The 22,886-nt window shown below is 57.1% G+C and carries 14 protein-coding genes and 3 rRNA genes; 8 read left to right on the top strand and 9 right to left on the bottom strand.

Features of this window, described 5'->3' with window-relative positions:
* Positions 1 to 49: 49 nt before the first annotated feature.
* Positions 50 to 1,267 carry an MFS transporter gene (locus A8C75_RS22040; RefSeq protein WP_067386598.1) on the bottom strand — a complete coding sequence of 406 codons (1,218 nt, stop codon included), beginning with the start codon at positions 1,265 to 1,267 and terminating at the stop codon, positions 50 to 52.
* Positions 1,268 to 1,398: 131 nt separating this feature from the next.
* Here A8C75_RS22040 and A8C75_RS22045 point away from each other — a divergent pair, with 131 nt between their 5' ends.
* Positions 1,399 to 2,322, top strand: coding sequence for a LysR family transcriptional regulator (locus tag A8C75_RS22045; RefSeq protein ID WP_084784198.1), 924 nt, complete (start codon positions 1,399 to 1,401; stop codon positions 2,320 to 2,322).
* 933 nt (positions 2,323 to 3,255) lie between these two features.
* Here the strand turns inward: A8C75_RS22045 and rrf are convergent.
* The 4 genes from rrf to tyrS form a co-directional block, all read right to left on the bottom strand.
* Positions 3,256 to 3,371, bottom strand: a 5S ribosomal RNA gene (gene rrf / locus A8C75_RS22050).
* A 209-nt stretch (positions 3,372 to 3,580) separates the two neighbouring features.
* Positions 3,581 to 6,469 (bottom strand): 23S ribosomal RNA (locus A8C75_RS22055).
* A gap of 241 nt (positions 6,470 to 6,710) precedes the next feature.
* Positions 6,711 to 8,251: ribosomal RNA gene (locus A8C75_RS22060) — 16S ribosomal RNA — on the bottom strand.
* Together the 16S, 23S and 5S rRNA genes form the textbook arrangement of a ribosomal RNA operon.
* A 681-nt stretch (positions 8,252 to 8,932) precedes the next feature.
* Entirely contained in the window at positions 8,933 to 10,234 is a 1,302-nt protein-coding gene (tyrS, locus tag A8C75_RS22065; RefSeq protein ID WP_067386599.1) for a tyrosine--tRNA ligase, read from the bottom strand.
* Positions 10,235 to 10,513: 279 nt separating this feature from the next.
* Here tyrS and A8C75_RS22070 point away from each other — a divergent pair, with 279 nt between their 5' ends.
* Together A8C75_RS22070 and A8C75_RS22075 are read left to right on the top strand one after the other, a co-directional pair.
* Positions 10,514 to 11,890, top strand: a complete 1,377-nt coding sequence (locus A8C75_RS22070; RefSeq protein ID WP_227819987.1) for an OapA family protein — start codon at positions 10,514 to 10,516, stop codon at positions 11,888 to 11,890.
* Between the two features lie 5 nt (positions 11,891 to 11,895).
* Entirely contained in the window at positions 11,896 to 13,005 is a 1,110-nt protein-coding gene (locus A8C75_RS22075; protein WP_084784199.1) for an anhydro-N-acetylmuramic acid kinase, read from the top strand.
* Between the two features lie 225 nt (positions 13,006 to 13,230).
* On the opposite strand, the gene erpA is transcribed toward A8C75_RS22075, so the two are convergent.
* Both erpA and argC read right to left on the bottom strand, forming a co-directional pair.
* On the bottom strand, positions 13,231 to 13,581 hold the full coding sequence (gene erpA, locus A8C75_RS22080) for an iron-sulfur cluster insertion protein ErpA (RefSeq protein ID WP_067296963.1): 351 nt from the start codon (positions 13,579 to 13,581) through the stop codon (positions 13,231 to 13,233).
* Between the two features lie 64 nt (positions 13,582 to 13,645).
* Complete coding sequence (gene argC, locus A8C75_RS22085; protein ID WP_067387594.1) at positions 13,646 to 14,677, bottom strand: N-acetyl-gamma-glutamyl-phosphate reductase; 1,032 nt, start codon at positions 14,675 to 14,677, stop codon at positions 13,646 to 13,648.
* 81 nt (positions 14,678 to 14,758) lie between these two features.
* Here argC and A8C75_RS22090 point away from each other — a divergent pair, with 81 nt between their 5' ends.
* From A8C75_RS22090 to A8C75_RS22110, 5 genes are all read left to right on the top strand, one after another.
* On the top strand, positions 14,759 to 16,483 hold the full coding sequence (locus A8C75_RS22090) for a chloride channel protein (protein ID WP_084784200.1): 1,725 nt from the start codon (positions 14,759 to 14,761) through the stop codon (positions 16,481 to 16,483).
* 45 nt (positions 16,484 to 16,528) lie between these two features.
* Positions 16,529 to 17,155: a thiamine phosphate synthase gene (thiE, locus tag A8C75_RS22095; protein ID WP_067386606.1), complete on the top strand. Its 627-nt coding sequence runs from the start codon at positions 16,529 to 16,531 to the stop codon at positions 17,153 to 17,155.
* Between the two features lie 31 nt (positions 17,156 to 17,186).
* On the top strand, positions 17,187 to 18,467 hold the full coding sequence (gene hemL, locus A8C75_RS22100) for a glutamate-1-semialdehyde 2,1-aminomutase (RefSeq protein ID WP_067386608.1): 1,281 nt from the start codon (positions 17,187 to 17,189) through the stop codon (positions 18,465 to 18,467).
* Between the two features lies 1 nt (position 18,468).
* On the top strand, positions 18,469 to 19,074 hold the full coding sequence (locus A8C75_RS22105) for a hypothetical protein (protein WP_067386610.1): 606 nt from the start codon (positions 18,469 to 18,471) through the stop codon (positions 19,072 to 19,074).
* Between the two features lie 211 nt (positions 19,075 to 19,285).
* Complete coding sequence (locus A8C75_RS22110; RefSeq protein WP_067386611.1) at positions 19,286 to 19,765, top strand: CBS domain-containing protein; 480 nt, start codon at positions 19,286 to 19,288, stop codon at positions 19,763 to 19,765.
* Between the two features lie 55 nt (positions 19,766 to 19,820).
* Here the strand turns inward: A8C75_RS22110 and A8C75_RS22115 are convergent, their stop codons facing one another.
* Positions 19,821 to 20,510 carry a tetratricopeptide repeat protein gene (locus tag A8C75_RS22115; RefSeq protein ID WP_067386613.1) on the bottom strand — a complete coding sequence of 230 codons (690 nt, stop codon included), beginning with the start codon at positions 20,508 to 20,510 and terminating at the stop codon, positions 19,821 to 19,823.
* 9 nt (positions 20,511 to 20,519) lie between these two features.
* Positions 20,520 to 22,874 (bottom strand): penicillin-binding protein 1B, encoded by a 2,355-nt coding sequence (gene mrcB, locus A8C75_RS22120; RefSeq protein ID WP_067386615.1) that lies wholly within the window; start codon positions 22,872 to 22,874, stop codon positions 20,520 to 20,522.
* Positions 22,875 to 22,886: the final 12 nt, after the last annotated feature.

Consider the following 22,886-nt stretch of genomic DNA (forward strand, 5'->3'; position numbering starts at 1 on the left):
TACACAAACCCGACCCAAGCCCCGCTCATGCCCTATACCGCCAGCTCCATCAGGCCGCATCCGACAACGGGGGGATGGCACCCTCTGTAACCGCCGTGCCTTTGCCTGTGTATCTGATAAACAGCCCCAGCGCGACCAGCAGCAAGGCCGTCACCGTCAGGATGTCGTACACCAGATTGAGTGAACCTGTAGCTTCGCGCAGGTAGCCCGCCAGCAGATTACCGAGGGCACCACCGAGGCCGAAGGTGACCATGCAGACACCATTGATCTGCATGGTTGCGGTAGAACCGTAATACTGGCTCACCCAGCCAGCTACCACACCCCACATCGGGAAATACATCAGCCCGTAACCGAACCCCGCCAGCAACGCCCAGCGCGCCGGATCGAACATGAACGCCAGCAGGCCAATGGCAAAGCCACTGAATATCACCGTAAAGGCCGTGCCGTGCCCCTTGCGATCGGCAAGCTTGCCAATTAACAGACCTGCGATCATTCCGGTAACGCCGACCACTGTCCAGGTATAGCCACCCAGGGCCGCAGGAAGCCCCAGCTCGCCCAGGTAGATATTCAGCCAGGCAGAGAACGGCATTGCGCTAAAGCCCACCAGAAAACAAATGAGGCAGGCGAACAGGGCAGTGCGCTCACCAAGGATGACTCCCAGCAGGCGCATCGCTGGAATGGCTGCCGTATCCGCACTCGAGTCTGCAGCAACCACAGTGGGCTCGAGCCCCCTCAGTAGCCTCCAGCTCAGCATCAGCGCTATCACGCCTATGACACCTGCGATAACCCAGCTGCTCTCCCAGCCAAACAAAGGTACGACCAGCAATATCAACAGACCGTTCGCGCCATAGCCCCAGGCGGTTCCGCTGGAGGCACAGGACATGCTGGTCGAACAGCTCGCCTTGCTGGCATAGCGGCTGATTATTTCCACGATAGTGCCCCAGCTGATAGACGCGCTGGCCGCAAGAATAATCAGCGCCAGCGTGATGTGCAGCGGATCACGCAACTGGGACATCAGAAACAGCAGCGCCGTTGTCAGGCTAGTGGTCACCAGTGCCAAACGTACCGTGCCGACACGGTGCCCAATAAGCCCCAGCAGCAGAGCACCCGCCAAATAAGACAGCTGGGTCAGAGCGCCAATGGCGGCCAGCTGCCAGTTAGATATATTGATCGACTCCCGCATCAGAGGCAGCAGCGCCGCAAACAGGAAAACGCCAAACCCGTGACTTACGACTTGATTCAGGCCAAATATCGCTGCCATGCGCATACTTAAAATTTCCTCAGAACCGAAAAACCCCGCCAATAGCGGAGCCGACAAGCTGTCACCTTAAATCCTTGCCTTTATTCGGTAAATCGATAAATATTGATCATCTCGTTCTGAATCATTGATAACTGAAAATGCCTGAATTACCGATCGGCCTGCTGCGCACCTTTGTCATTACCGCACAGACACTCAACCTCACCGCCGCCGCCAGCCAACTGCATCGTGCGCCCTCCACCATCAGCATGCAGCTGAGCCGGCTGGAGTCTCTGGTTGACACTCAACTGCTGGTGCGCGGGCAGTACGGTGTGCGCCTAACGCCCGCCGGCGAGCAGCTGATTAGCCATGCACACCAATTACTTAATCTGCACGACCGTATTCTGGGCTCGTTCCACAACGTCGATATTGCAGGCAAGGTTCGCCTGGGTACCCACGATCAATATGCAACACGCACCCTGACCCCAATTCTGGAAGCCTTTGTTCTGTCGTACCCGCAAGCGCAACTGGAGGTAACCTGCGATCACAGACCCCAGCACCTGGCATCCCTGGTGAATGAGGGCAAGCTGGATCTCGCACTGGTCGAGATGCCGGCACAATCCGAGGGCGGCCTGCGCCTGCAACCGGACGAACTGGTCTGGATCCGCTCTGAGCGGCACGACGTCCATAAACGCGATCCACTACCACTGGCGGTTTTTGTCGAGGGTTGTTTTCACCGGGACTCCGCCAGCCTTGCCCTGCAGCAAACCGACAAGGCCTATCGCATCGCCTTTATCAGCCAGAGCCGCGCCGGGGTACTGGCTGCAGTACGGGCAGGTATAGGGATCGGTGTGATTCCGCGCTCAACACTGGAGCCCGGCATGGTCATTGTAGAATCAGGCCTGCCTCCGCTGCCAAAGACCGACACAACCCTCTTCGTCGCAGAGGACACTAACGAGGCCACGCAGCGTCTCGCGCAAACCATCAGGGAAAGCCCACAGTTCTCGTCACCTGGGCAGATCCCCTTGGGTGAAACAAACGCAGCCAAAACCGCAAAACTGGACACTCTGTCGCTACCTGAATGAGCCTGTGAATAACCCCTTGTACATAAACTGAAGCTCAGGCCAGGGGACAACTGCTCACAAAAAGCCTGCACAAGCCTGTGAATAACCTGATAACAACTATCTGTGAACTACCGCCAAGCCCCATGTCATAAGGGATAAGAAATTCTGATCAGCAATTGTACCCGGTGTAGTAATAGGCCGGACTTAACGCTAGCCAATGTTATCCACAAACATTTTATACACAGAATTCACACACTCAGCATATAGAGCCAAAGCTTCGCCTGATCCAGCTAGCTCACCGGTGCCGGCTGGATCACAGAGGACTATTCACAGCCCTGGAGCGAACTTTAGGACTTTTTCCTATAGAGCTTTCACGGTAAAAGTCCATACTAGCTACATGAGGATTCAGAAGGATCTGAAGGTTGCAGGGAAGCAACCCGCTCGGCAGGGATGCCATAAGCACCTCACTTTTACACCCCCGAGCCATGGATGGTTCGGGGGCGTTTTTTTATGTGCTGCAGAAAACTCTCACCTCCTGCCAAGTTCGGTACCTCCCAGGTTGTAGCAACCTCGCTAGCACCTGCGCTTTGATCGCCTATAATCTGCAACTGGTTTTCTGAGCCGGCCAGCGGCGTATCCTCAAGCTACCTCTCCAGCGATTCAGTACCGAACCAGATTACATCGTTACAGATCATCGCAGCAGTTCCTGAATACGAGCAGTCGTGATATAAATGCTTGGCGCCTCGCTGGCGAGCCGTCCCGCAGACAAGTATGCTGCGGTCGTCAAACCGGGTCAAAGCTGCGCTTCGACAAGTCCCGTTTTGACCCTACTATCACATGGCTGGGCGGCCGCAAACGGCGCTGTCTACCGTCCCCATGTGAGGGTCATCGCTGAACAATACCCCATACGGAAAAACCCCGGCCTCATCGAGACCGGGGTTTCCGTTATTAAATGCTTGGCGATGACCTACTCTCACATGGGGAAACCCCACACTACCATCGGCGATACCGCGTTTCACTACTGAGTTCGGGATGGGATCAGGTGGTTCCACAGCTCTATTGTCGCCAAGCAAAACTTGTACAATATGGATTCTGGCCGCGACAGATGGTGGTCTGTCGCGACGTAGCTTAATTCGAGGGTACGTGCTTTCTGTTGAAAGTGTGCGGTGTCTTGTCTGCAGCACAAGCTCGTGCCAATGCGTCAATCTCGTCTCTCTCGTGCTTTTCGCCTGCTCGTTCTTTTCAGTCGGAGCAGGCAACCAAACGCCTTGGGCGTTATATGGTCAAGCCTCACGGGCAATTAGTACGGGTTAGCTCAACGCCTCGCAGCGCTTACACACCCCGCCTATCAACGTCTTAGTCTTAAACGGCCCTTTAGGGGGCTCAAGGCCCCAGTGAGATCTCATCTTGAAGGGGGCTTCCCGCTTAGATGCTTTCAGCGGTTATCCCGTCCGAACGTAGCTACCCGGCAATGCCACTGGCGTGACAACCGGAACACCAGAGGTTCGTTCACTCCGGTCCTCTCGTACTAGGAGCAACTCTTCTCAAATCTCAAACGCCCACGGCAGATAGGGACCGAACTGTCTCACGACGTTCTAAACCCAGCTCGCGTACCACTTTAAATGGCGAACAGCCATACCCTTGGGACCGGCTTCAGCCCCAGGATGTGATGAGCCGACATCGAGGTGCCAAACACCGCCGTCGATGTGAACTCTTGGGCGGTATCAGCCTGTTATCCCCGGAGTACCTTTTATCCGTTGAGCGATGGCCCTTCCATGCAGAACCACCGGATCACTAGAACCTACTTTCGTACCTGCTCCACGTGTCAGTGTCGCAGTCAAGCACCCTTCTACTCTTGCGCTCAATGCATGATTTCCGACCATGCTGAGGGTACCTTCGTGCTCCTCCGTTACTCTTTGGGAGGAGACCGCCCCAGTCAAACTACCCACCACACAATGTCCTCGAACCGGATTACGGTCCAGAGTTAGAACCTCAACAGTACCAGGCTGGTATTTCAAGATTGGCTCCACGCAGACTGGCGTCCACGCTTCAAAGCCTCCCAGCTATCCTACACAAGTAATGTCAAAGTCCACTGTGAAGCTATAGTAAAGGTTCACGGGGTCTTTCCGTCTAGCCGCGGGTAAACTGCATCTTAACAGCTATTTCAATTTCACTGAGTCTCGGGTGGAGACAGTGTGGCCATCGTTACGCCATTCGTGCAGGTCGGAACTTACCCGACAAGGAATTTCGCTACCTTAGGACCGTTATAGTTACGGCCGCCGTTTACCGGGGCTTCGATCAAGAGCTTCGCTTGCGCTAACCCCATCAATTAACCTTCCGGCACCGGGCAGGCGTCACACCCTATACGTCCACTTTCGTGTTTGCAGAGTGCTGTGTTTTTAATAAACAGTCGCAGCCACCTGGTATCTTCGACTCCCAACAGCTCACCCCGCAAGGGGGTCACCATCAGGAGCGTGCCTTCTCCCGAAGTTACGGCACCATTTTGCCTAGTTCCTTCACCCGAGTTCTCTCAAGCGCCTTGGTATTCTCTACCTGACCACCTGTGTCGGTTTTGGGTACGGTCAGCGGTAACCTGAAGCTTAGAGGCTTTTCCTGGAAGCGTGGCATCAACGACTTCAGTTCCTAAGAACCTCGTCATCAGATCTCAGTCTTAAGGGGGACCGGATTTGCCTAATCCCCCAACCTACATCCTTAAACGCAGACAACCAACGCTGCGCTCGCCTAGCCTTCTCCGTCCCCTCATCGCAGTTACCGCCGGTGCAGGAATATTAACCTGCTTCCCATCGACTACGCATTTCTGCCTCGCCTTAGGGGCCGACTCACCCTACCTCGAATAGCGTTGGATAGGAAACCTTGGTCTTCCGGCGTGGAGGTTTTTCACCCCCATTATCGTTACTCATGTCAGCATTCGCACTTCTGATACCTCCAGGATGCCTCACAGCTTTCCCTTCAACGGCTTACAGAACGCTCCTCTACCATGCCATAAATGGCATCCACAGCTTCGGTGTATCACTTAGCCCCGTTATATCTTCCGCGCAGGCCGACTCGACTAGTGAGCTATTACGCTTTCTTTAAAGGGTGGCTGCTTCTAAGCCAACCTCCTAGCTGTCTGAGCCTTCCCACATCGTTTCCCACTTAGTGATAACTTTGGGACCTTAGCTGGTGGTCTGGGTTGTTGCCCTTTTCACGACGGACGTTAGCACCCGCCGTGTGTCTCCCATGATTGCACTCACCGGTATTCGGAGTTTGCATCGGGTTGGTAAGTCGGGATGACCCCCTAGCCGAAACAGTGCTCTACCCCCGGTGGTGAGACATGAGGCGCTACCTAAATAGCTTTCGAGGAGAACCAGCTATCTCCGGGCTTGATTAGCCTTTCACTCCGATCCACAGGTCATCCGCTAACTTTTCAACGGTAGTCGGTTCGGTCCTCCAGTTGATGTTACTCAACCTTCAACCTGCCCATGGATAGATCGCCCGGTTTCGGGTCTAATCCCAGCAACTAAACGCCCTATTAAGACTCGGTTTCCCTACGGCTCCCCTAGACGGTTAACCTTGCTACTGAAATTAAGTCGCTGACCCATTATACAAAAGGTACGCAGTCACGGTCTCAAGAACCGCTCCCACTGCTTGTACGTACACGGTTTCAGGGTCTATTTCACTCCCCTCACAGGGGTTCTTTTCGCCTTTCCCTCACGGTACTGGTTCACTATCGGTCAGTCAGGAGTATTTAGCCTTGGAGGATGGTCCCCCCATGTTCAGACAGGATAACACGTGTCCCGTCCTACTCGTTTTCATTGATAAGGCGTTTTCGCATACGGGGCTATCACCCACTACGGCGGCACTTTCCAGCGCCTTCTGCTAACACCAAACCAACTTAAGGGCTAATCCCCGTTCGCTCGCCGCTACTAAGGGAATCTCAATTGATTTCTTTTCCTTCGGGTACTTAGATGTTTCAGTTCCCCGAGTTCGCCTCTTAAAGCCTATGTATTCAGCTAAAAGATACCCAGTAAACTGGGTGGGTTTCCCCATTCAGACATCTCCGGATCAAAGGTTGTTTGCCACCTCCCCGAAGCTTTTCGCAGGCTACCACGTCTTTCGTCGCCTCTGACTGCCAAGGCATCCACCGTGCACGCTTCGTCACTTGACCATATAACCCGAAGGCGTCTGGTAAGGACGAGAGTTCGATAAGATTTTTCGCCATTGGCGCTTGTACTACAGTACAAGACATATCTCGAATTAATTCGAATCCACATTGTTAAAGAGCGATAAAGCATTGAAGCTTTAAATCATGCACCCTGTGAACAGGACACACTGTTTAAAGCTCACTCGCTTTAACTTCAAGATCAGATAATTCGTGTGGACGCTATGCCAGAACAAGCCATGTCGTTTAAGGAGGTGATCCAGCCGCAGGTTCCCCTACGGCTACCTTGTTACGACTTCACCCCAGTCATGGACCACACCGTGGTAACCGTCCTCCCGAAGGTTAGACTAGCTACTTCTGGTGCAACCCACTCCCATGGTGTGACGGGCGGTGTGTACAAGGCCCGGGAACGTATTCACCGTGGCATTCTGATCCACGATTACTAGCGATTCCGACTTCACGCAGTCGAGTTGCAGACTGCGATCCGGACTACGACCGGTTTTGTGAGATTGGCTCCCCCTCGCGGGTTTGCAGCCCTCTGTACCGGCCATTGTAGCACGTGTGTAGCCCTACTCGTAAGGGCCATGATGACTTGACGTCGTCCCCACCTTCCTCCGGTTTGTCACCGGCAGTCTCCTTAGAGTTCCCACCATTACGTGCTGGCAAATAAGGACAAGGGTTGCGCTCGTTACGGGACTTAACCCAACATTTCACAACACGAGCTGACGACAGCCATGCAGCACCTGTCTCAGAGCTCCCGAAGGCACCAAGCTATCTCTAGCGAGTTCTCTGGATGTCAAGAGTAGGTAAGGTTCTTCGCGTTGCGTCGAATTAAACCACATGCTCCACCGCTTGTGCGGGCCCCCGTCAATTCATTTGAGTTTTAACCTTGCGGCCGTACTCCCCAGGCGGTCGACTTATTGCGTTAGCTGCGCCACTAAGAGAGCAAGTCTCCCAACGGCTAGTCGACATCGTTTACGGCGTGGACTACCAGGGTATCTAATCCTGTTTGCTACCCACGCTTTCGCACCTCAGTGTCAGTATCAATCCAGGCAGTCGCCTTCGCCACTGGTGTTCCTTCCTATATCTACGCATTTCACCGCTACACAGGAAATTCCACTGCCCTCTACCGTACTCTAGTTAAGCAGTATCAGGTGCAGTTCCCAGGTTAAGCCCGGGGCTTTCACATCTGACTGACTCAACCACCTACGCGCGCTTTACGCCCAGTTATTCCGATTAACGCTCGCACCTTCCGTATTACCGCGGCTGCTGGCACGGAATTAGCCGGTGCTTCTTCTGTGGCTAACGTCACAGGTAACGGTTATTAGCCGCTACCCTTTCCTCACCACTGAAAGTGCTTTACAACCCGAAGGCCTTCTTCACACACGCGGCATGGCTGGATCAGGGTTGCCCCCATTGTCCAATATTCCCCACTGCTGCCTCCCGTAGGAGTCTGGGCCGTGTCTCAGTCCCAGTGTGGCTGGTCATCCTCTCAGACCAGCTAAGGATCGTCGCCTTGGTAGGCCTTTACCCTACCAACTAGCTAATCCTACGCAGGCTCATCTGATAGCGAAAGGTCTATAAATAGATCCCCTCCTTTCCCCCTTAGGGCGTATGCGGTATTAGCATCCGTTTCCGAATGTTGTCCCCCACTACCAGGTAGATTCCTACGCGTTACTCACCCGTCCGCCGCTCTCAAGAGAAGCAAGCTTCTCTCTACCGCTCGACTTGCATGTGTTAGGCCTGCCGCCAGCGTTCAATCTGAGCCATGATCAAACTCTTCAGTTTTAAATCAAGATACCGAAGTATCGATAATTCTGACTCAAGCTATAACAACTTAAATGAATTCACATTAGGGTTGCTTACCTTGATAAAGCTATTTATGCCTTATCCTGACAAGCGCCCACACGAATTATCTGATCAATCTGTTAAAGAGCGCTTGGACTCGAGGATCGTTGCCGCTGATCCCGTGTCTCAAGTGAGGCGCATATTCTAGCGCCTCGGTGTTTTAAGTCAACTCTTTTTTTCAACATTTCCGACCGAAGCCGAGGAGAAAAACGAGTGACTCACAAGCCGATACTGCCGGCCGATTCATCAAGCTAAACACTTGAAAATCAACCACTTACTTCCGACTTCCTCGCTCTGTTCGGTGGCTGTTAAAGCCGCTTTCCCTAAGCGAGGTGCGCATTCTACATTGCCCCAGATCAGAGTCAACAGCCCCTGTGTAATTAACTGTAATAAAACCCAAAAAGGGGGTTTTAGGGCTTAAAACCCAGGCTGCGGGCGCAGCACGGTTCGAATTACACACAGCAGTCGACCGCAAGCCCTTTCTATCGACTGCGAAGCAGATAGAAAATCCACCTCGGATCGCCAGAGCCAAGAGTCGAAACGCCCATAAAAGAAAAGGCGCCTGAATCAGGCGCCTTTCAAGGGAATCATCTAGCCGCGCGTGGCGCGAGCCTGCAGCTTTTAGCCTGCAACAAACAGGTGGTGTTTTTTCTTGCCCAGTTTCACCAGGAAGTACTTCCCGAACAGAGCGCGCTCAGCATTGAAGACCCCTGACGCATTCAGGTTGTCATCCATACCGAACTCTTCGCCATTAACAATAACCGCCTTGCGCTGCAGCGCATCCTTTACCTGCTTGCCGGATGCCGCCAGGCCCGCATCGGCAAAGAGAGTCGTCAGCGGCGTGTCTGCCAGCCCCTCGGTGCTGAGTACCGAGGATGGCAAGCCATCAAGACTCAGCTGCTCGTAGTCGTTTTCGCCAAGATTAGACAGGTCTCCGGAGAACAGAGCCTCTGTAATACGCTGGGCGGCAACAAAGCCTTCCTCACCGTGCACCAGCGTGCTTACTTCACGCGCCAGTACCGATTGCCCCATCGGCTTGCCTTCGCGTTCCGCATCTTCTTGCTCAAGCGCGTCTATATCGGCCACCGACATAAAGGTAAAGAACTTGAGGAAACGATAAACGTCAGCGTCCGGCGTCTGCAGCCAGAACTGGTAAAAGGCATAGGGTGATGTCTTGTTGGCATCCAGCCAGACAGCGCCGCCTTCGGTCTTGCCGAACTTGGTACCGTCAGCCTTGGTGATCAGCGGCAACGTCAAGCCATGAACATGGGTGCCATTGACGCGACGCGTCAGATCGATGCCACCGGTGATGTTGCCCCACTGATCCGAACCACCGATCTGCAGGCTGCAGCCGTAGGTCTTGTTCAGGTGCTGGTAGTCGTAGGACTGCAGAATCTGGTAGGTGAATTCGGTAAAGGATATACCCGAGCCTTCGCGCTCAATGCGCTGGCGCACTGACTCCTTGGCAATCATCTTGTTAACGGTGAAGTGCTTGCCAATATCACGCAGGAAGCTGAGCACATCAATGCTGGCAGTCCAGTCGTAATTGTTAGCCAGGATGGCGCCGCCTTCGGTGTCGCCGAAATGAATGAAGCGGCTAATCTGTGACTTGAGGCAGTTGCTCCACCGCTCCACAACATCAGACGTATTAAGGGAGCGCTCCTGATCCTTGAAGCTCGGGTCACCAATCATGCCGGTTGCACCACCGACGAGCGCAATAGGACGATGCCCATAGTCCTGAAAACGCTTGAGCATCAGCAGCGGCACCAGGTGCCCCAGGTGCAAACTGTCTGCCGTGGGATCAAAGCCACAATAAAGCGTGACACTGTTCTCATTCAGATGCTGATCAAGCTCGTCTTCGCTTGTGGTCTGCGCGATCAAGCCACGCGCCTTGAGATCCTGTAACAGTGTCATTTCGCTCATTGCTTTCGAATACCCAGAATTCGGCCAACTTTAGGGCCGGTATTCTACCTTCCCGCCAGCATGCAAACAAACCAGCGCGAACCACTATCAAGGTTTTGTTGTCACAGCCGATATTCTATTTTGGCAATCCATCAAAGTTTGCGGTTAAATAGACCAGCGCTGGATTTTCTGTATATGGGTAGCATTGTGTTGAACATCATTAAAGTTATAGGTAATCGTCTCCCCGCCGTGCATTTGGTCGCGGTTTCTGTTTGCGCCGTCATTATAGGTTTCACCCTGATGCTGGTTCCGTCCGAGGAGGTTTCGGCCACCCGGGGCGACCCATCCCTGACCAGGAGCAGTCAGCAGGAAACCCTGAAACTTGATCTCAACCTCGAAAAGGACGCAGCAGAGCCTGCACTGCGGAACACTGCACCCGCCGCCGCGCTCTTAAAGAACGCAGCCAAAGAGCGCCCGAGTGCAGAAACGGATAGCTCTGACGCAGACGACAGCGCACCGGCACTGGCCACCAGCACAGATACAACCGCCCAGGCTGTCGCCGAAACAGCTCCCAAAGCCGACAACTGGGTTAACTACAAGGTTACCAGCGGCGACAACCTCAGCACCCTGTTTAAGCGCGCCGGTCTCTCGGCCCGTGACGTTTTTACTGTCAGCGCAGCGACCAAAGACAGCGAAGCCCTGTCGCGCCTGTACCCCGGTGAGTCGCTGTCCTTTCTGATCCAGAATGGTGAACTGAAGAAGCTCAAGCACCTGATCAATCCGCTGAAGCAGGTTCTGCTCGAACAGGATGGCGATAGCTACAGCATCGACATTGTCGAACAGGAACCCGAAATCGAACATCGCTTTGCCCAGGGCACCATCCAGAACTCGCTCTTCCTCGACGGCGAAAAAGCCGGCCTTCCCAGCAATACCATTATGGAAATGGCCGCACTGTTCGGCTGGGATGTGGATTTCGCGCTTGATATCCGCAAGGGCGACAGCTTTCGTGTGATCTATGAAGAGAAACGATTCGAAGGCAAGGTCATCGGCGTCGGTGACATAGTCGCAGCCGAATTCACCAACCAGGGCGATACCTTCACATCGCTTCGCTACACCGACTCCAAGGGCAACACCAGCTACTACACGCCCAAGGGCGAGAGCATGCGTAAAGCCTTCCTGCGCACCCCTGTCGACTTTGCCCGTATCAGCTCGAACTTCAATTTGAGCCGCCGTCACCCCGTGCTGAACAGGATCCGCGCCCACAAGGGTGTTGATTACGCCGCCAGCACCGGCACCCCCATCAAGGCTGCCGGCGACGGCAAGATCATTTACCGGGGCGTGAAAGGCGGTTATGGCAACGTCATCATTCTGCAGCACGGCAATAACATCAGCACCCTCTATGCCCACATGTCCCGCTTCAAGAAAGGCCTGTCGGTCGGCAGTCGGATCAAGCAGGGCCAGCTTATTGGCTATGTTGGCATGTCCGGCATGGTCACAGGCCCACATCTGCACTACGAATTTCAGGTGAACGGTGTTCACAAGAACCCGGTGACGGTAAAGCTGCCCCATGCAGATCCGGTTCCCAAGACCGAGCGTGCGTCCTTCCAGGCGACCTCTCAGGCATTGATGGCGCAACTTGAGACCTACTCCAAAACTCAAGTCGCCAGCGCCGAGTAAGCGCAGTGCGGCCGCTCTATATCGGACTCATGTCAGGCACCAGCCTGGATAGCGTTGACGCCGTTGCCTTTGAATTCGACGCCGCCGGCTGTGCCATGCTGGCCAGCCATAGCGAGCCCTTTCCGCTACCTCTGCGCCAGCAAACCCTGGCGCTGATGCATCCTGGTGCTGACGAGATCGAACGCCTCGGCCGACTGGATCTGGAACTGGCGGAATTGTTCGCCACGGCCGCCAATAACCTGATTGATCAGCATCAACTCGACCGACAGCGTATCCGCGCCATCGGTAGCCACGGCCAAACGGTGCGTCATCGCCCCGAAGCCGGCTTTACACTGCAGATTGGCGATCCGAATCTGATTGCCGAGCGCACCGGGCTTTGTGTGGTCGCGGACTTCAGGCGTCGGGACATGGCAGCCGGAGGCCAGGGCGCTCCACTTGTGCCCGCATTCCACGATGCCCTGTTTCGCGCACCCGGTACCCACCGCGTGATCGTGAATATCGGCGGCATGGCGAATATCACTCTATTGCCCGGCAATACCGAGCAACCGGCCATCGGCTACGACACAGGCCCGGGTAATGTCTTGCTCGACTACTGGATTCATCGCCACCAGGCACTGAGCTACGATCGCGATGGCGCCTGGGCTGCCACCGGCACCCTGGTGCCTGAGCTGCTGCAACAGTTGCTACGGCTGCCCTTCTTCAGCGCGCCAGCTCCCAAGAGCACCGGACGCGAGCAGTTCAATCCCGACTGGCTGCAGCAGCGTCTTGTGGAAACCGGCTTTGATAACCGGGCACCGGAAGATATTCAGGCCACCTTGCTGGAACTCACCGCGGTCACTATCAGTAATGAAATCAAGCAAGTAGCGGCCACTGGCAGTGAAGTCTTTCTCTGTGGCGGCGGTAGCCATAACAGTCTGCTGACGAAACGTCTGCAAGCACTGCTGAAACCTTATGCCCTGGCCACCACTGCATCGCTCGGTCTCGATCCCGACTGGGTCGAGGCGTGCGCCTTTGCCTGGCTGGCCGGCTGCAGACTGGATAGTCTCGCCGGCAACATGCCCAGCGTAACGGGCGCTCGGGGTGAACGTATTCTCGGTGGGATCTATTCCCCCTGAGCACGACTCTGCCTTGAACTGCCCCTCTGCGCTATTTCCTCCGAGCCATCCCTTGAGCTATCCCTTGAGTGCAGCCATTCTGGCGACGCAGTTACCTGATCCGGAAAACGCACAGGCGCAAGAATAACGTCCAGCGCAAGGCTCGACGCTGAAATTATTAGCGATTGGATTTAAACAGAGTGTACGAGCAAAGAAACGGACAGCGAGCGCTGTCCGTCTTGCAGATCAGATCGAGAAAGACGATCCGCAACCACAGGTCGTGGCCGCATTGGGGTTGTTAATCACGAACTGGGAACCCTGCAGGCTAACCTTGTAGTCAACCTCGGCGCCCGCCAGGTACTGATAGCTCATGGCGTCGACCACCATCATGACACCGTCGTTATCCACGGCGGTATCATCTTCGGCTACCGCTTCGTCAAAGGTGAAACCATAGGAAAAGCCAGAACAACCTCCTCCAGTGATGTAAACCCGGAGTTTGAGGTTGGTGTTTTCTTCCTCCTCCATCAGGCTTCTCACCTTCGCAGCCGCCGCGTCTGTGAAGACCATCGGGGATATCTGCTCAAAGGACTCAGTCATACCTACTCCAACTATACGTCAATCAGGCCACTATTCTTTCTTACCCAACTAAAGTAGTCAAGTATTATGGCATCAGGCCAACCTGGTTGAGACCGGCGCGCTCATCCAGCCCGAACATGATATTCATGTTCTGCACTGCCTGCCCGGCCGCGCCCTTGACCAGGTTATCGATTACCGAGAGCACCACCACCGTATCGTCATCCTGCGGACGGAAAACGCTGATACGACAGACATTGCCACCTTTCACGCTACGGGTTTCCGGATGGCTGCCCGCCGGCATTACATCGACAAAGGGCTCGCCGGCATAACGGGACTCAAACAGCGCCTGGAGTCCATCGTTCGGATCCTTGAGTACGGAGTACAGGGTGGCATGGATGCCCCGGATCATCGGTGTCAGGTGCGGCACGAAGGTCAACCCTACAGGACGCCCAGCCATAATACTCAGGCCCTGCTTGATTTCCGGCAGGTGCCGATGCCCGGCCACACCGTAAGCCTTCATGCTCTCGCTGGTTTCGCACAAAAGCGCACCCACACTGGCGCCACGCCCGGCGCCGCTGACGCCGGACTTGCAGTCGGCCACCAGCCGGCGCGTATCCACCAGACCGTTTTCGATCAGCGGCAAAAAGCCCAGCTGCGCTGCGGTCGGGTAGCAGCCCGGGCAGGCAATCATCTGTGCTGTACGAATCTGCTCGCGGTTCACTTCGGGCAAGCCATACACGGCCTGCTCCACCAGCGCCGCCGCCGTGTGTTCCATGCCATACCAGCGCGACCACAGATCAATATCCTTGATCCGAAAGTCAGCGCCAAGATCGATAACGCGCACGCCGCACGCCACCAGCTCAGGCGCCATGCGCATGGCCACGCCGTGGGGAGTGGCGAAGAACACCAAATCACAGCTCGCCAGCCGCTCGACATCCGGCACCGTGAAGGCAAGGTCATAATGCCCGCGCAGGTTCGGGAACATGTCCACCACCTTGATACCATCCTCGGAGCGGGAGGTGATCACATCGACTTTCACATCGGGATGATTCGCCAGAATCCGCAACAGCTCTACACCGGTATAGCCAGTGCCGCCTACGATACCTACCTTAATCACATCCACCTCTCTTGAGAGTCGAAAACTGTTACCCTTAATCATACAAAGCACACAGCCTAAAAACTATCGGAACCCTGCCCATTGATACGCAAGGACCTCTTATCGCTGGAGCATTTCCGCGATCGACTGGCTCATATCGACTCGCTGCCGCAAATGCTGCTGCTGGGAGTCCTCTCCGGACTCTTCGCCGGGCTCATCATTATGGCATTTCGCCTGCTGATCGAAATTCCGCTGGGCCTCTATCTACCTGGGCATGATCCGGAAAACTTCGAGGCGCTGCCAGCCTCGCTGCATTTTCTGCTGCCTGTCGCCGGCAGCCTGGTGCTGATACTACTGTTCTGGCGCCTGGCAGCCGCCCATCGCAAGGTGGGCGTCGTGCATGTGCTGGAACGCCTGGGCTACCATCAGGGACAACTGCCGGCGCCCAATCTGCTGGTCCAGTTCGCCAGCGCGACCGTGGCGCTGCTCAGCGGTCACTCGGTCGGGCGCGAAGGGCCCGCCATCCATCTGGGTGCGGGCGGCGCGAGCCTGATTGGCCAGTGGTTGCGACTGCCCAACAACTCCATGCGCCTGCTCATCGGCTGCGGCACGGCAGCAGGCATATCAGCCGCCTTCAATACACCGCTGGCAGGCGTAGTGTTCGCCATGGAAGTGGTGCTGTTGGAATATACCGTACTGGGCTTCGCCCCCATCATGGTGGCGGCCGTCACGGCGGATCTGGTGATCCGCGCCAGTATAGGCTCGACGCTGCTGTTTAGCGTTCCCCAGTTCAGTATTGGTGATCTGAGTGAAATTCCACTGGTCATGCTGCTGGGCGTAATGATTGGCCTGCTGGCCGGCGGTTTCAACCGCATCATGCTGTATACGGCAAGCTTTAGTGCCATAGCCCTGCATTGGCGGCTGTTGCTGGCGGGTATCCTGACCGGCAGCGTTGCCCTGCTGTACCCGCAGGTTATGGGCGTGGGCTATGACACCGTCAGTGAGACTTTGCTGGGCCAGCAGCCGCTGCTCTGGCTGGCAGGCCTGCTGCTGGCCAAGTGGCTGCTGACACCTGTCATACTGGGCCTTGGCATCCCCGGCGGACTCATTGGGCCTACCGTTTTTATCGGCGCCCTGGCCGGCGCCCTGATCGGCTCACTCGCCCAGTTGTTCAACGATCAGATGCTGTCCCAGGTCGGCCTCTATGCCATGATCGGCATGGGTGCCATGATGGGTGCCGTACTCAATGCACCGCTTGCCGCCCTGATTGCCTTGCTGGAACTGACCGGCAACCCCCATATCATTCTGCCCGCCATGCTGGCCATCGTTATCAGCAACCTCACCGTACGACACCTGTTCAAGCTGCCCTCAATCTTTCAGTCGCTACTGCGTGCCCAGGGTCTCGACCAAACTCAGTCACCCCTGGCCCAGGCGCTGTCCCGGGCCGCCGTCGGCAGTCTGATGCAACGAAATTTCCTGCAGGCAGCTACTCGGGAATCCAAGGCCCGTGCGGTCTTCCTGTCAGAGCAAAGCTCCGACTGGATACTGATCAGTGATCCTGCCCTGCGCGCGCTGCTGCCGCGCTCGGAACTGATGCTCTGGTTGCAACAGGTCGAAACCGACGCCGACATAGACCTGCTGGAGCTGCCGGCGCATCGCCGCGACCCAGTGCAAATCAGCTTTCGCGCTACCCTCCAGGAAGCCGCCGATTGCATGCAACAGCGCCAAACCGATATTCTCTGCGTCAACAGTAACCGTGGTGACATTATCGGCGTTCTGACCCGTGCCCAGATCGAAGCCTACTATCTGCACCATCAGACACTCTGAGTCCGTCCACTGTTTTCTGATACAACAACACACCACGGAAAAACCATGACCGCCTACACACTCCATGGCCTCTATGCCATTACCGACAGCAACCTGATGCCCGACGACAACGCCCTGCTCAGCCAGGTTCGGGCGGCACTGGAGGGCGGCGCCAGCGTAGTGCAGTACCGCGACAAGAGCGTCGACAGCACGAAACGCCTGCGCCAGGCCACTCTGTTGCGTGAGCTTTGCGACGAATTCGAACGGCCGCTGCTGATCAACGATGACCTCCCGCTGGCAGTTGCCTGCCAAGCCCAGGGCGTCCATTTGGGCCAAACCGACGGTTCAGTGGCCGCCGCCCGCGCACAGCTCGGAGCTGATGCCATTATCGGCGTGACCTGCCACGACTCCCTGACGCTGGCGCTACAAGCCCGCGCACAAGGAGCCGACTACGTGGCCTTTGGTGCGTTTTTCACCTCCAGCACCAAGCCCGACGCCCGACCTGCACCCCTGGCCTTGCTGCCACAGGCCGCCCAGGAGCTGGGTCTGCCCGTGGTGGCGATTGGCGGCATTAGTATGGATAATGCCCGCCAGGTAATTGAAGCCGGCGCCAGTATGGTCGCCGTTATTCACGCGCTGTTTGCCGCAGCCGACATTCGGCGCCAGGCACAGCTGTTCAGCCAACAGTTCTGATTGAGCATTTTAGAGTAAGGGAGTTATGCGTATGTCCCGTTCCGAAGCCCTGTTCCAGGCCGCCCAGCTGCATATACCCGGCGGCGTCAACTCGCCGGTTCGCGCGTTCAAGGGCGTCGGCGGCACCCCGCTGTTCTTCAAGCACGCCTCTGGCGCCTATCTGTTCGACGAAGATGACCAGCGCTACGTTGACTACGTGGGCTCCTGGGGACCGATGATTCTGGGCCACCGTGCCCCGGCTGTAATTGATGCCATCCGCGCGGCGCTGGATCACGGCACCGGCTTTGGCGCCCCCACGGCGATCGAAATCGACATGGCCGACAAGGTCTGCGCGCTGATGCCATCCATCGAAATGGTACGCATGGTCAGCTCCGGCACTGAAGCGACCATGAGCGCAATTCGTCTGGCCCGCGGTTACACCGGGCGGGACAAGATCGTCAAATTCGAGGGCTGTTACCACGGTCACTCCGACTCACTGCTGGTCAAGGCCGGCTCAGGCGCACTGACACTCGGTGAGCCCAACTCTCCGGGTGTACCTGCCGCCCTGGCCGAACACACCATTACGCTGAACTACAACGATATCGACAGTGTGCGCGAGGCTTTCGCCACCGTGGGTGACCAGGTCGCCTGTATCATCGTGGAGCCGGTTGCCGGCAACATGAACTGTATTGCGCCGCTGCCGGGCTTCCTCGAAGGTCTGCGCGAGGTCTGCGACCAGTACGGTAGCGTACTGATTTTCGATGAGGTCATGACCGGCTTTCGCGTCGCACTCGGCGGTGCTCAGGCCTATTTCGGCGTTAAGCCCGACCTCACCACCCTGGGCAAAGTCATTGGTGGCGGCCTGCCCGTTGGTGCCTTCGGCGGCAAGCGCGAAATCATGCACCATATAGCGCCCCTGGGGCCTGTCTATCAGGCGGGCACCCTGTCGGGTAACCCGCTGGCCATGGCCGCGGGGCTCGCAATGCTGAATGCCATCTCGGTACCGGGTTTTCATGAGCAGCTCAGCGCCAAAACCGAGCTGCTCACCGAAGGCCTTGAGGCTGTCGCTCTGGGTCATCGCCTTCCCTTCACCACCAGCCGTGTCGGTGGCATGTTCGGACTCTTCTTCACCGAACAGGACGAAGTCACCAGCTTTGCCCAGACCATGCAATGCGACGCCGCCAAGTTTGGCCGTTTCTTCCACGGCATGCTGGCCGAAGGCGTGTATCTGGCGCCCTCTGCGTTTGAAGCCGGCTTTATGTCGGCCGCACACACCCAGCAGGATATTGAATTCACGCTGGCCGCCGCCGACCGTGTCTTCGCCAGCCTCTGAAATGAGTAGCCTGCTCGCTAACCTGGCACTACTGCTCGGAGGCTTCGCGATTGCCGCCCTGCTGTATCGCCAGGCGCAGCCACTGCCCCAGCGCAGCCTGCATTACATGTTCGCACTCAGCGCGCTGTCGCTGGCGCTGGCGGCGCTGGGGCGGCTTGTTCTGACCCGCACAGGTTCAGAACAGCAAACCCTGCAGTTGATGCTGGATAACCTGGCGTACTACGCTGGGCTACCCATGATCGCCAGCGTCGCCATCGCCCACGGCTGGAACAGGCAGTGGTCACGCGCCGCCTGGGGACGCTGGATGCTGGGTCTGTTTGCGCTGTTCGAGCTGGTACGCCGCTCGGATATAGGGGGGCTTTACAGTCAGGGCCTGGCGCTGCTCACCTGCCTGGCACTGCTGGCGGGCGTTCTCAAGGCCTACCGGGGGCCCACGCGACTGTACGCGCTTGCGGGTACGCTTTTGCTCGCCTGCGGTCTGCTGGCGTTTGGGCCGGCCCCCCTTATGGCGGGTTTGCAGCAGGATGCGCTCTATCGCTTCGCGCTGGCAGGCTTCATCATTCTGTGCGGTTACAGCTTTAGCCGTACCACACAGGCAAGGGCCTGAGGCCGCAACGGCGTCTCGCCTTTCCCTCTTGGCTTCGCGCCTTTTTTGATAAGAAACGCTGCCCGGTTCTGACCGGGCTTGCGTCTGCTCAGTGCGATTTCGTCCCCAGAATTCCTTCTCCAAACTCGGCTAAACTGCCAGTAGCTCAATCAGCCGCCGTCCAAAGCCAATACCCAAAAGACAAAAATAAAAGTCCAAGGAATCGCGCACTATGCATACGCCAGACAAGGCAACCGTTGCCGCAGTGATGTCCAGCGACCTGCTCAAGGTATCCGAGCATTGGTCACTGCACAGCCTGATCGAGTTTTTCAACATTCACCGCATCAGCGGCGCGCCTGTCATCGACAGCCACGGCAATCTCAAGGGTGTGGTCAGCCTCACGGACATCCTGCGCTTTGACAGCAGTGCGCAGCACTCCATCGAGGAAAATCCCCTGACGCAGTATTATTACAGCGGGCTGGAAGGCATGACGCCGGAGCAGTTAGGGCTGGCAGGCGGTGACCAGCATGGGCAGCATCTGGTGTGTGAAATAATGACGCCTCATATCATCGCGCTGGATCAGCACGCATCACTCGATGAAGCGATAGACATCATGTGCAGCAACCGCATTCACCGGGTGTTTGTTACCCGGGATGGCGAGCTGGCGGGAGTAGTATCAACGCTGGATATCCTGAACCACCTGCGCCGCTGAGATTGCGCGGCACAGGTAACAGAACGGGTAATGATCGACAGGAAATGATGGACTCTTAGTAGCGCCTGGCCTGTTCCAGTGCGTCCCGCGCGCCAGCCAGGTTCCCCGTATCCTTGCGCACAGACGCGATCAGCAACCAGAGCTTGCGCAGGGTATCAGACTGGCCACCCGCCAAAGCGACACCGCGAAGTGCCAGCTGCTCGGCCTCGCTGTACTTCTGCATCTGGCGCTGTATATCCGCCAGCTGGTAGTAAACCTGCGGATCACGCGGCGCTATGCGCTGAGCACGCTCAAGGCTTGTCTGGGCGGCGGCCAGCGAGCCTGCACCCTGCTGCTGGCGAGCGCTGTCGAGCAGCGCAACCACCGCAGGATTCGCCGATACAGGCGCTTCGCTACTCCCCTGAAAACTGCTCTGGCCACTGCCGTACTGGGTATTTTCCTGCAGCTGGCCTTGTAGCTGCCCCTGCTGAGGATTCGAATAGTCCGACGTGCGGTCATTGCTGCCCGACGGGTACAGCGGCTGCACCGAGAAACCGCTGTCACTGCCAAGACGCTGCTGGCGCACGACCGGTTCATCGTACAAGGGCGTCACCCGCACACCGGTATCCTGCTCTACCGGCGCCGCCTGGGGGGCACGACTCAGCGGCGCCGAACGATCCTCAACCGGCGGCAGATAGATACCAGGGCCGGCACAACCTGCCAGTAGCAGAACGGCGGCGAGCGACAGAAGTCTGTAAGGGTACATAGTCATTTCCTATCTAAACCAGTTTCTGAACCACTCGAGAGATTCTCCGACCGGATCATTAAAGCCACAGCTTACCGCCTGCTGCGGCGCAGTGCCGTAAAGGAACGGCAGCTGACGCGAGCCTTCACAACGCTGATCCGAGCGCAGCCCCGTCGCTTCATCTATCCATACATACTCAATACCATCCGGCATCCGCGCCAGATAAGGCTGCGGCTTCTCCCGACGCATGAAGTCCGTCCATACCTGCAGGGCACCGCTGGAGCCCGTCAGGGGCAGCTGCGAGTTGTCATCCCGGCCCAGCCAGACCACCGCCAGACGGTTGCCGGTAAAGCCGGCAAACCAGCTGTCACGCTGATCGTTGGATGTGCCCGTCTTGCCCGCCACGTTCAGGTTGGCCGGCAACTGCTGATACACCGACCGTGCCGTGCCCTCGCGGGCCACTTCCTGCATGGCGTACTGAATAAGGTGGATCAGCTCCACCGGCACCGTCTGACGCACCTGGAACGGATAGCGTGAGAGCTCCTGCCCCTGTGCATCCGTCACCATCCGAATCGCCCGCAGCGGCGTCTGGAAACCGTTGGCGGCAATGGTCTGATACATGCCAGCCACTTCAAACGGCGACATGCCCTGACCACCCAGCAGCAGCGACGGATAGGCCTTAAGGTCGCGCTCAATGCCCAGACGATGCAGCATGTCCACTACCCGTTCGACACCAATATCCATGCCCAGTTTGGCGGTGGCAAGATTGTACGACAACGCCAGCGCCCGGTGCAGAGGTACGAGCCCGTGGGATTTCCGGTCGAAGTTATTCGGTTCCCACAGATCACCATTGGGCAGTTTTACCCGCAGTGCCTTGTCTTCCAGCGTGCTGGCCAGGGTGTAGCCCTGCTCCAGCGCCGCCAGATAGACCGCCGGTTTTACCAGCGAGCCGATGGGACGTACCGCATCCAGCGCCCGGTTAAAGCCCTGGAAGCGAGTATCACGACCACCCACCAGCGCCAGCGCATCGCCGGTCTGTGGATCGGTCACCACCATGCTGCCTTCCAGGCCATCCACCTTCTTGCCATAGCGTTTTTCCAGCTTGGCCATGGTCGCCACCAGTGCCTCTTCAGCACGGCCCTGTACCACCGGGTCCATGCTGGTGAACACCCGCAGTCCTTCGGAACTCAAGTCTTCGTCGCGATAGTCTTCGCGCAGCTGGCGTTTTACCAGGTCCAGATAGGCGGGGTAGGCGCCCTTGTGCAGATTCTTTTCCTTGACCACATCCAGGCCTTCAGCCTGTGCCTGGGCCAACTGCTCTGCACTGATGACATTGCGCTCGGCCAGGATAGTCAGCACCAGATCGCGACGTTCTTTCGCCCGTTGCGGGTTGCGGCGCGGATCATAGAAGGATGGCCCTTTTACCAGCCCGGCCAGCAGCGCTACCTGATGCAGCTGCAGTTCCTGCAGCGGACGACCAAAGTAATACTGGCTGGCCAGCCCGAAACCGTGCACAGCCCGGGAGCCGGACTGCCCCAGATAGACTTCGTTAAGGTAGGCCTCGAGAATCTCGTCCTTGCCGTAATGCAGTTCCAGCAACACCGCCATGGGGATTTCGGTGAGCTTGCGCAGCAGCGTGCGATCCGCCGTGAGATAGAAGTTCTTAATCAGCTGCTGCGTCAGGGTACTGCCGCCCTGAACGAAACGACCGGCCTGGAAGTTAACCCACATGGCCCGGGCAATACCCTTGAACGAGATGCCGTGGTGATCGTAGAAGCTGCGATCCTCGATACCGATCAGCGCCTCGGCCAGATAGGGCGGCGCGTCCTGCAGCCGGATCAGGTCGCGATCTTCATTACTGTTGGGATAAATGCCGCCCACCAGCAAGGGTTCCAGCCGTGCCAGCGGCAGAGTACGACCTTCTTCGTCGCTAATACGGCTCAAACTACCACCGCTGAAATCCAGTAACAGCTGCCGCGAGGGTTCAAAGCCGTCGGGGAAGGTAAAGCCGCGGCTATGCACCCGGGCGCGGGAGCTGGCCCACTCGGCCAGACCTGGCGCGCTGGCGCTGCGCACAAAACGGTAGCCCAGGCTGTTCAGTTCCGCCTTGAGATCGTCCATCGCCAGCGGCTGTCCGGGATACAATTCCAGCGGACGAGCGTATACCTTGGCTGGTAATGCCCAGCGTTTACCTTCAAACTTGCTGCGCACCTGCATGTCCAGGTAGGCCATGCCAATGGCAACAAAGACACTCATCACGAGTGTCAGTTTAAAAAGGAACTTGAACAGGGAAGGCCAAAAACGTCCCCGTGGACGCTTGCGAACAGGCTTGCGCCTGGCATCGGAACGGGAGGGTTTTGCAGCGGAGGCTCTCTTTTTTGTCATCGGCTCAGTATA

The sequence above is a fragment of the Marinobacterium aestuarii genome, assembly GCF_001651805.1.
Taxonomy (GTDB): Bacteria; Pseudomonadota; Gammaproteobacteria; order Pseudomonadales; family Balneatricaceae; genus Marinobacterium_A; species Marinobacterium_A aestuarii.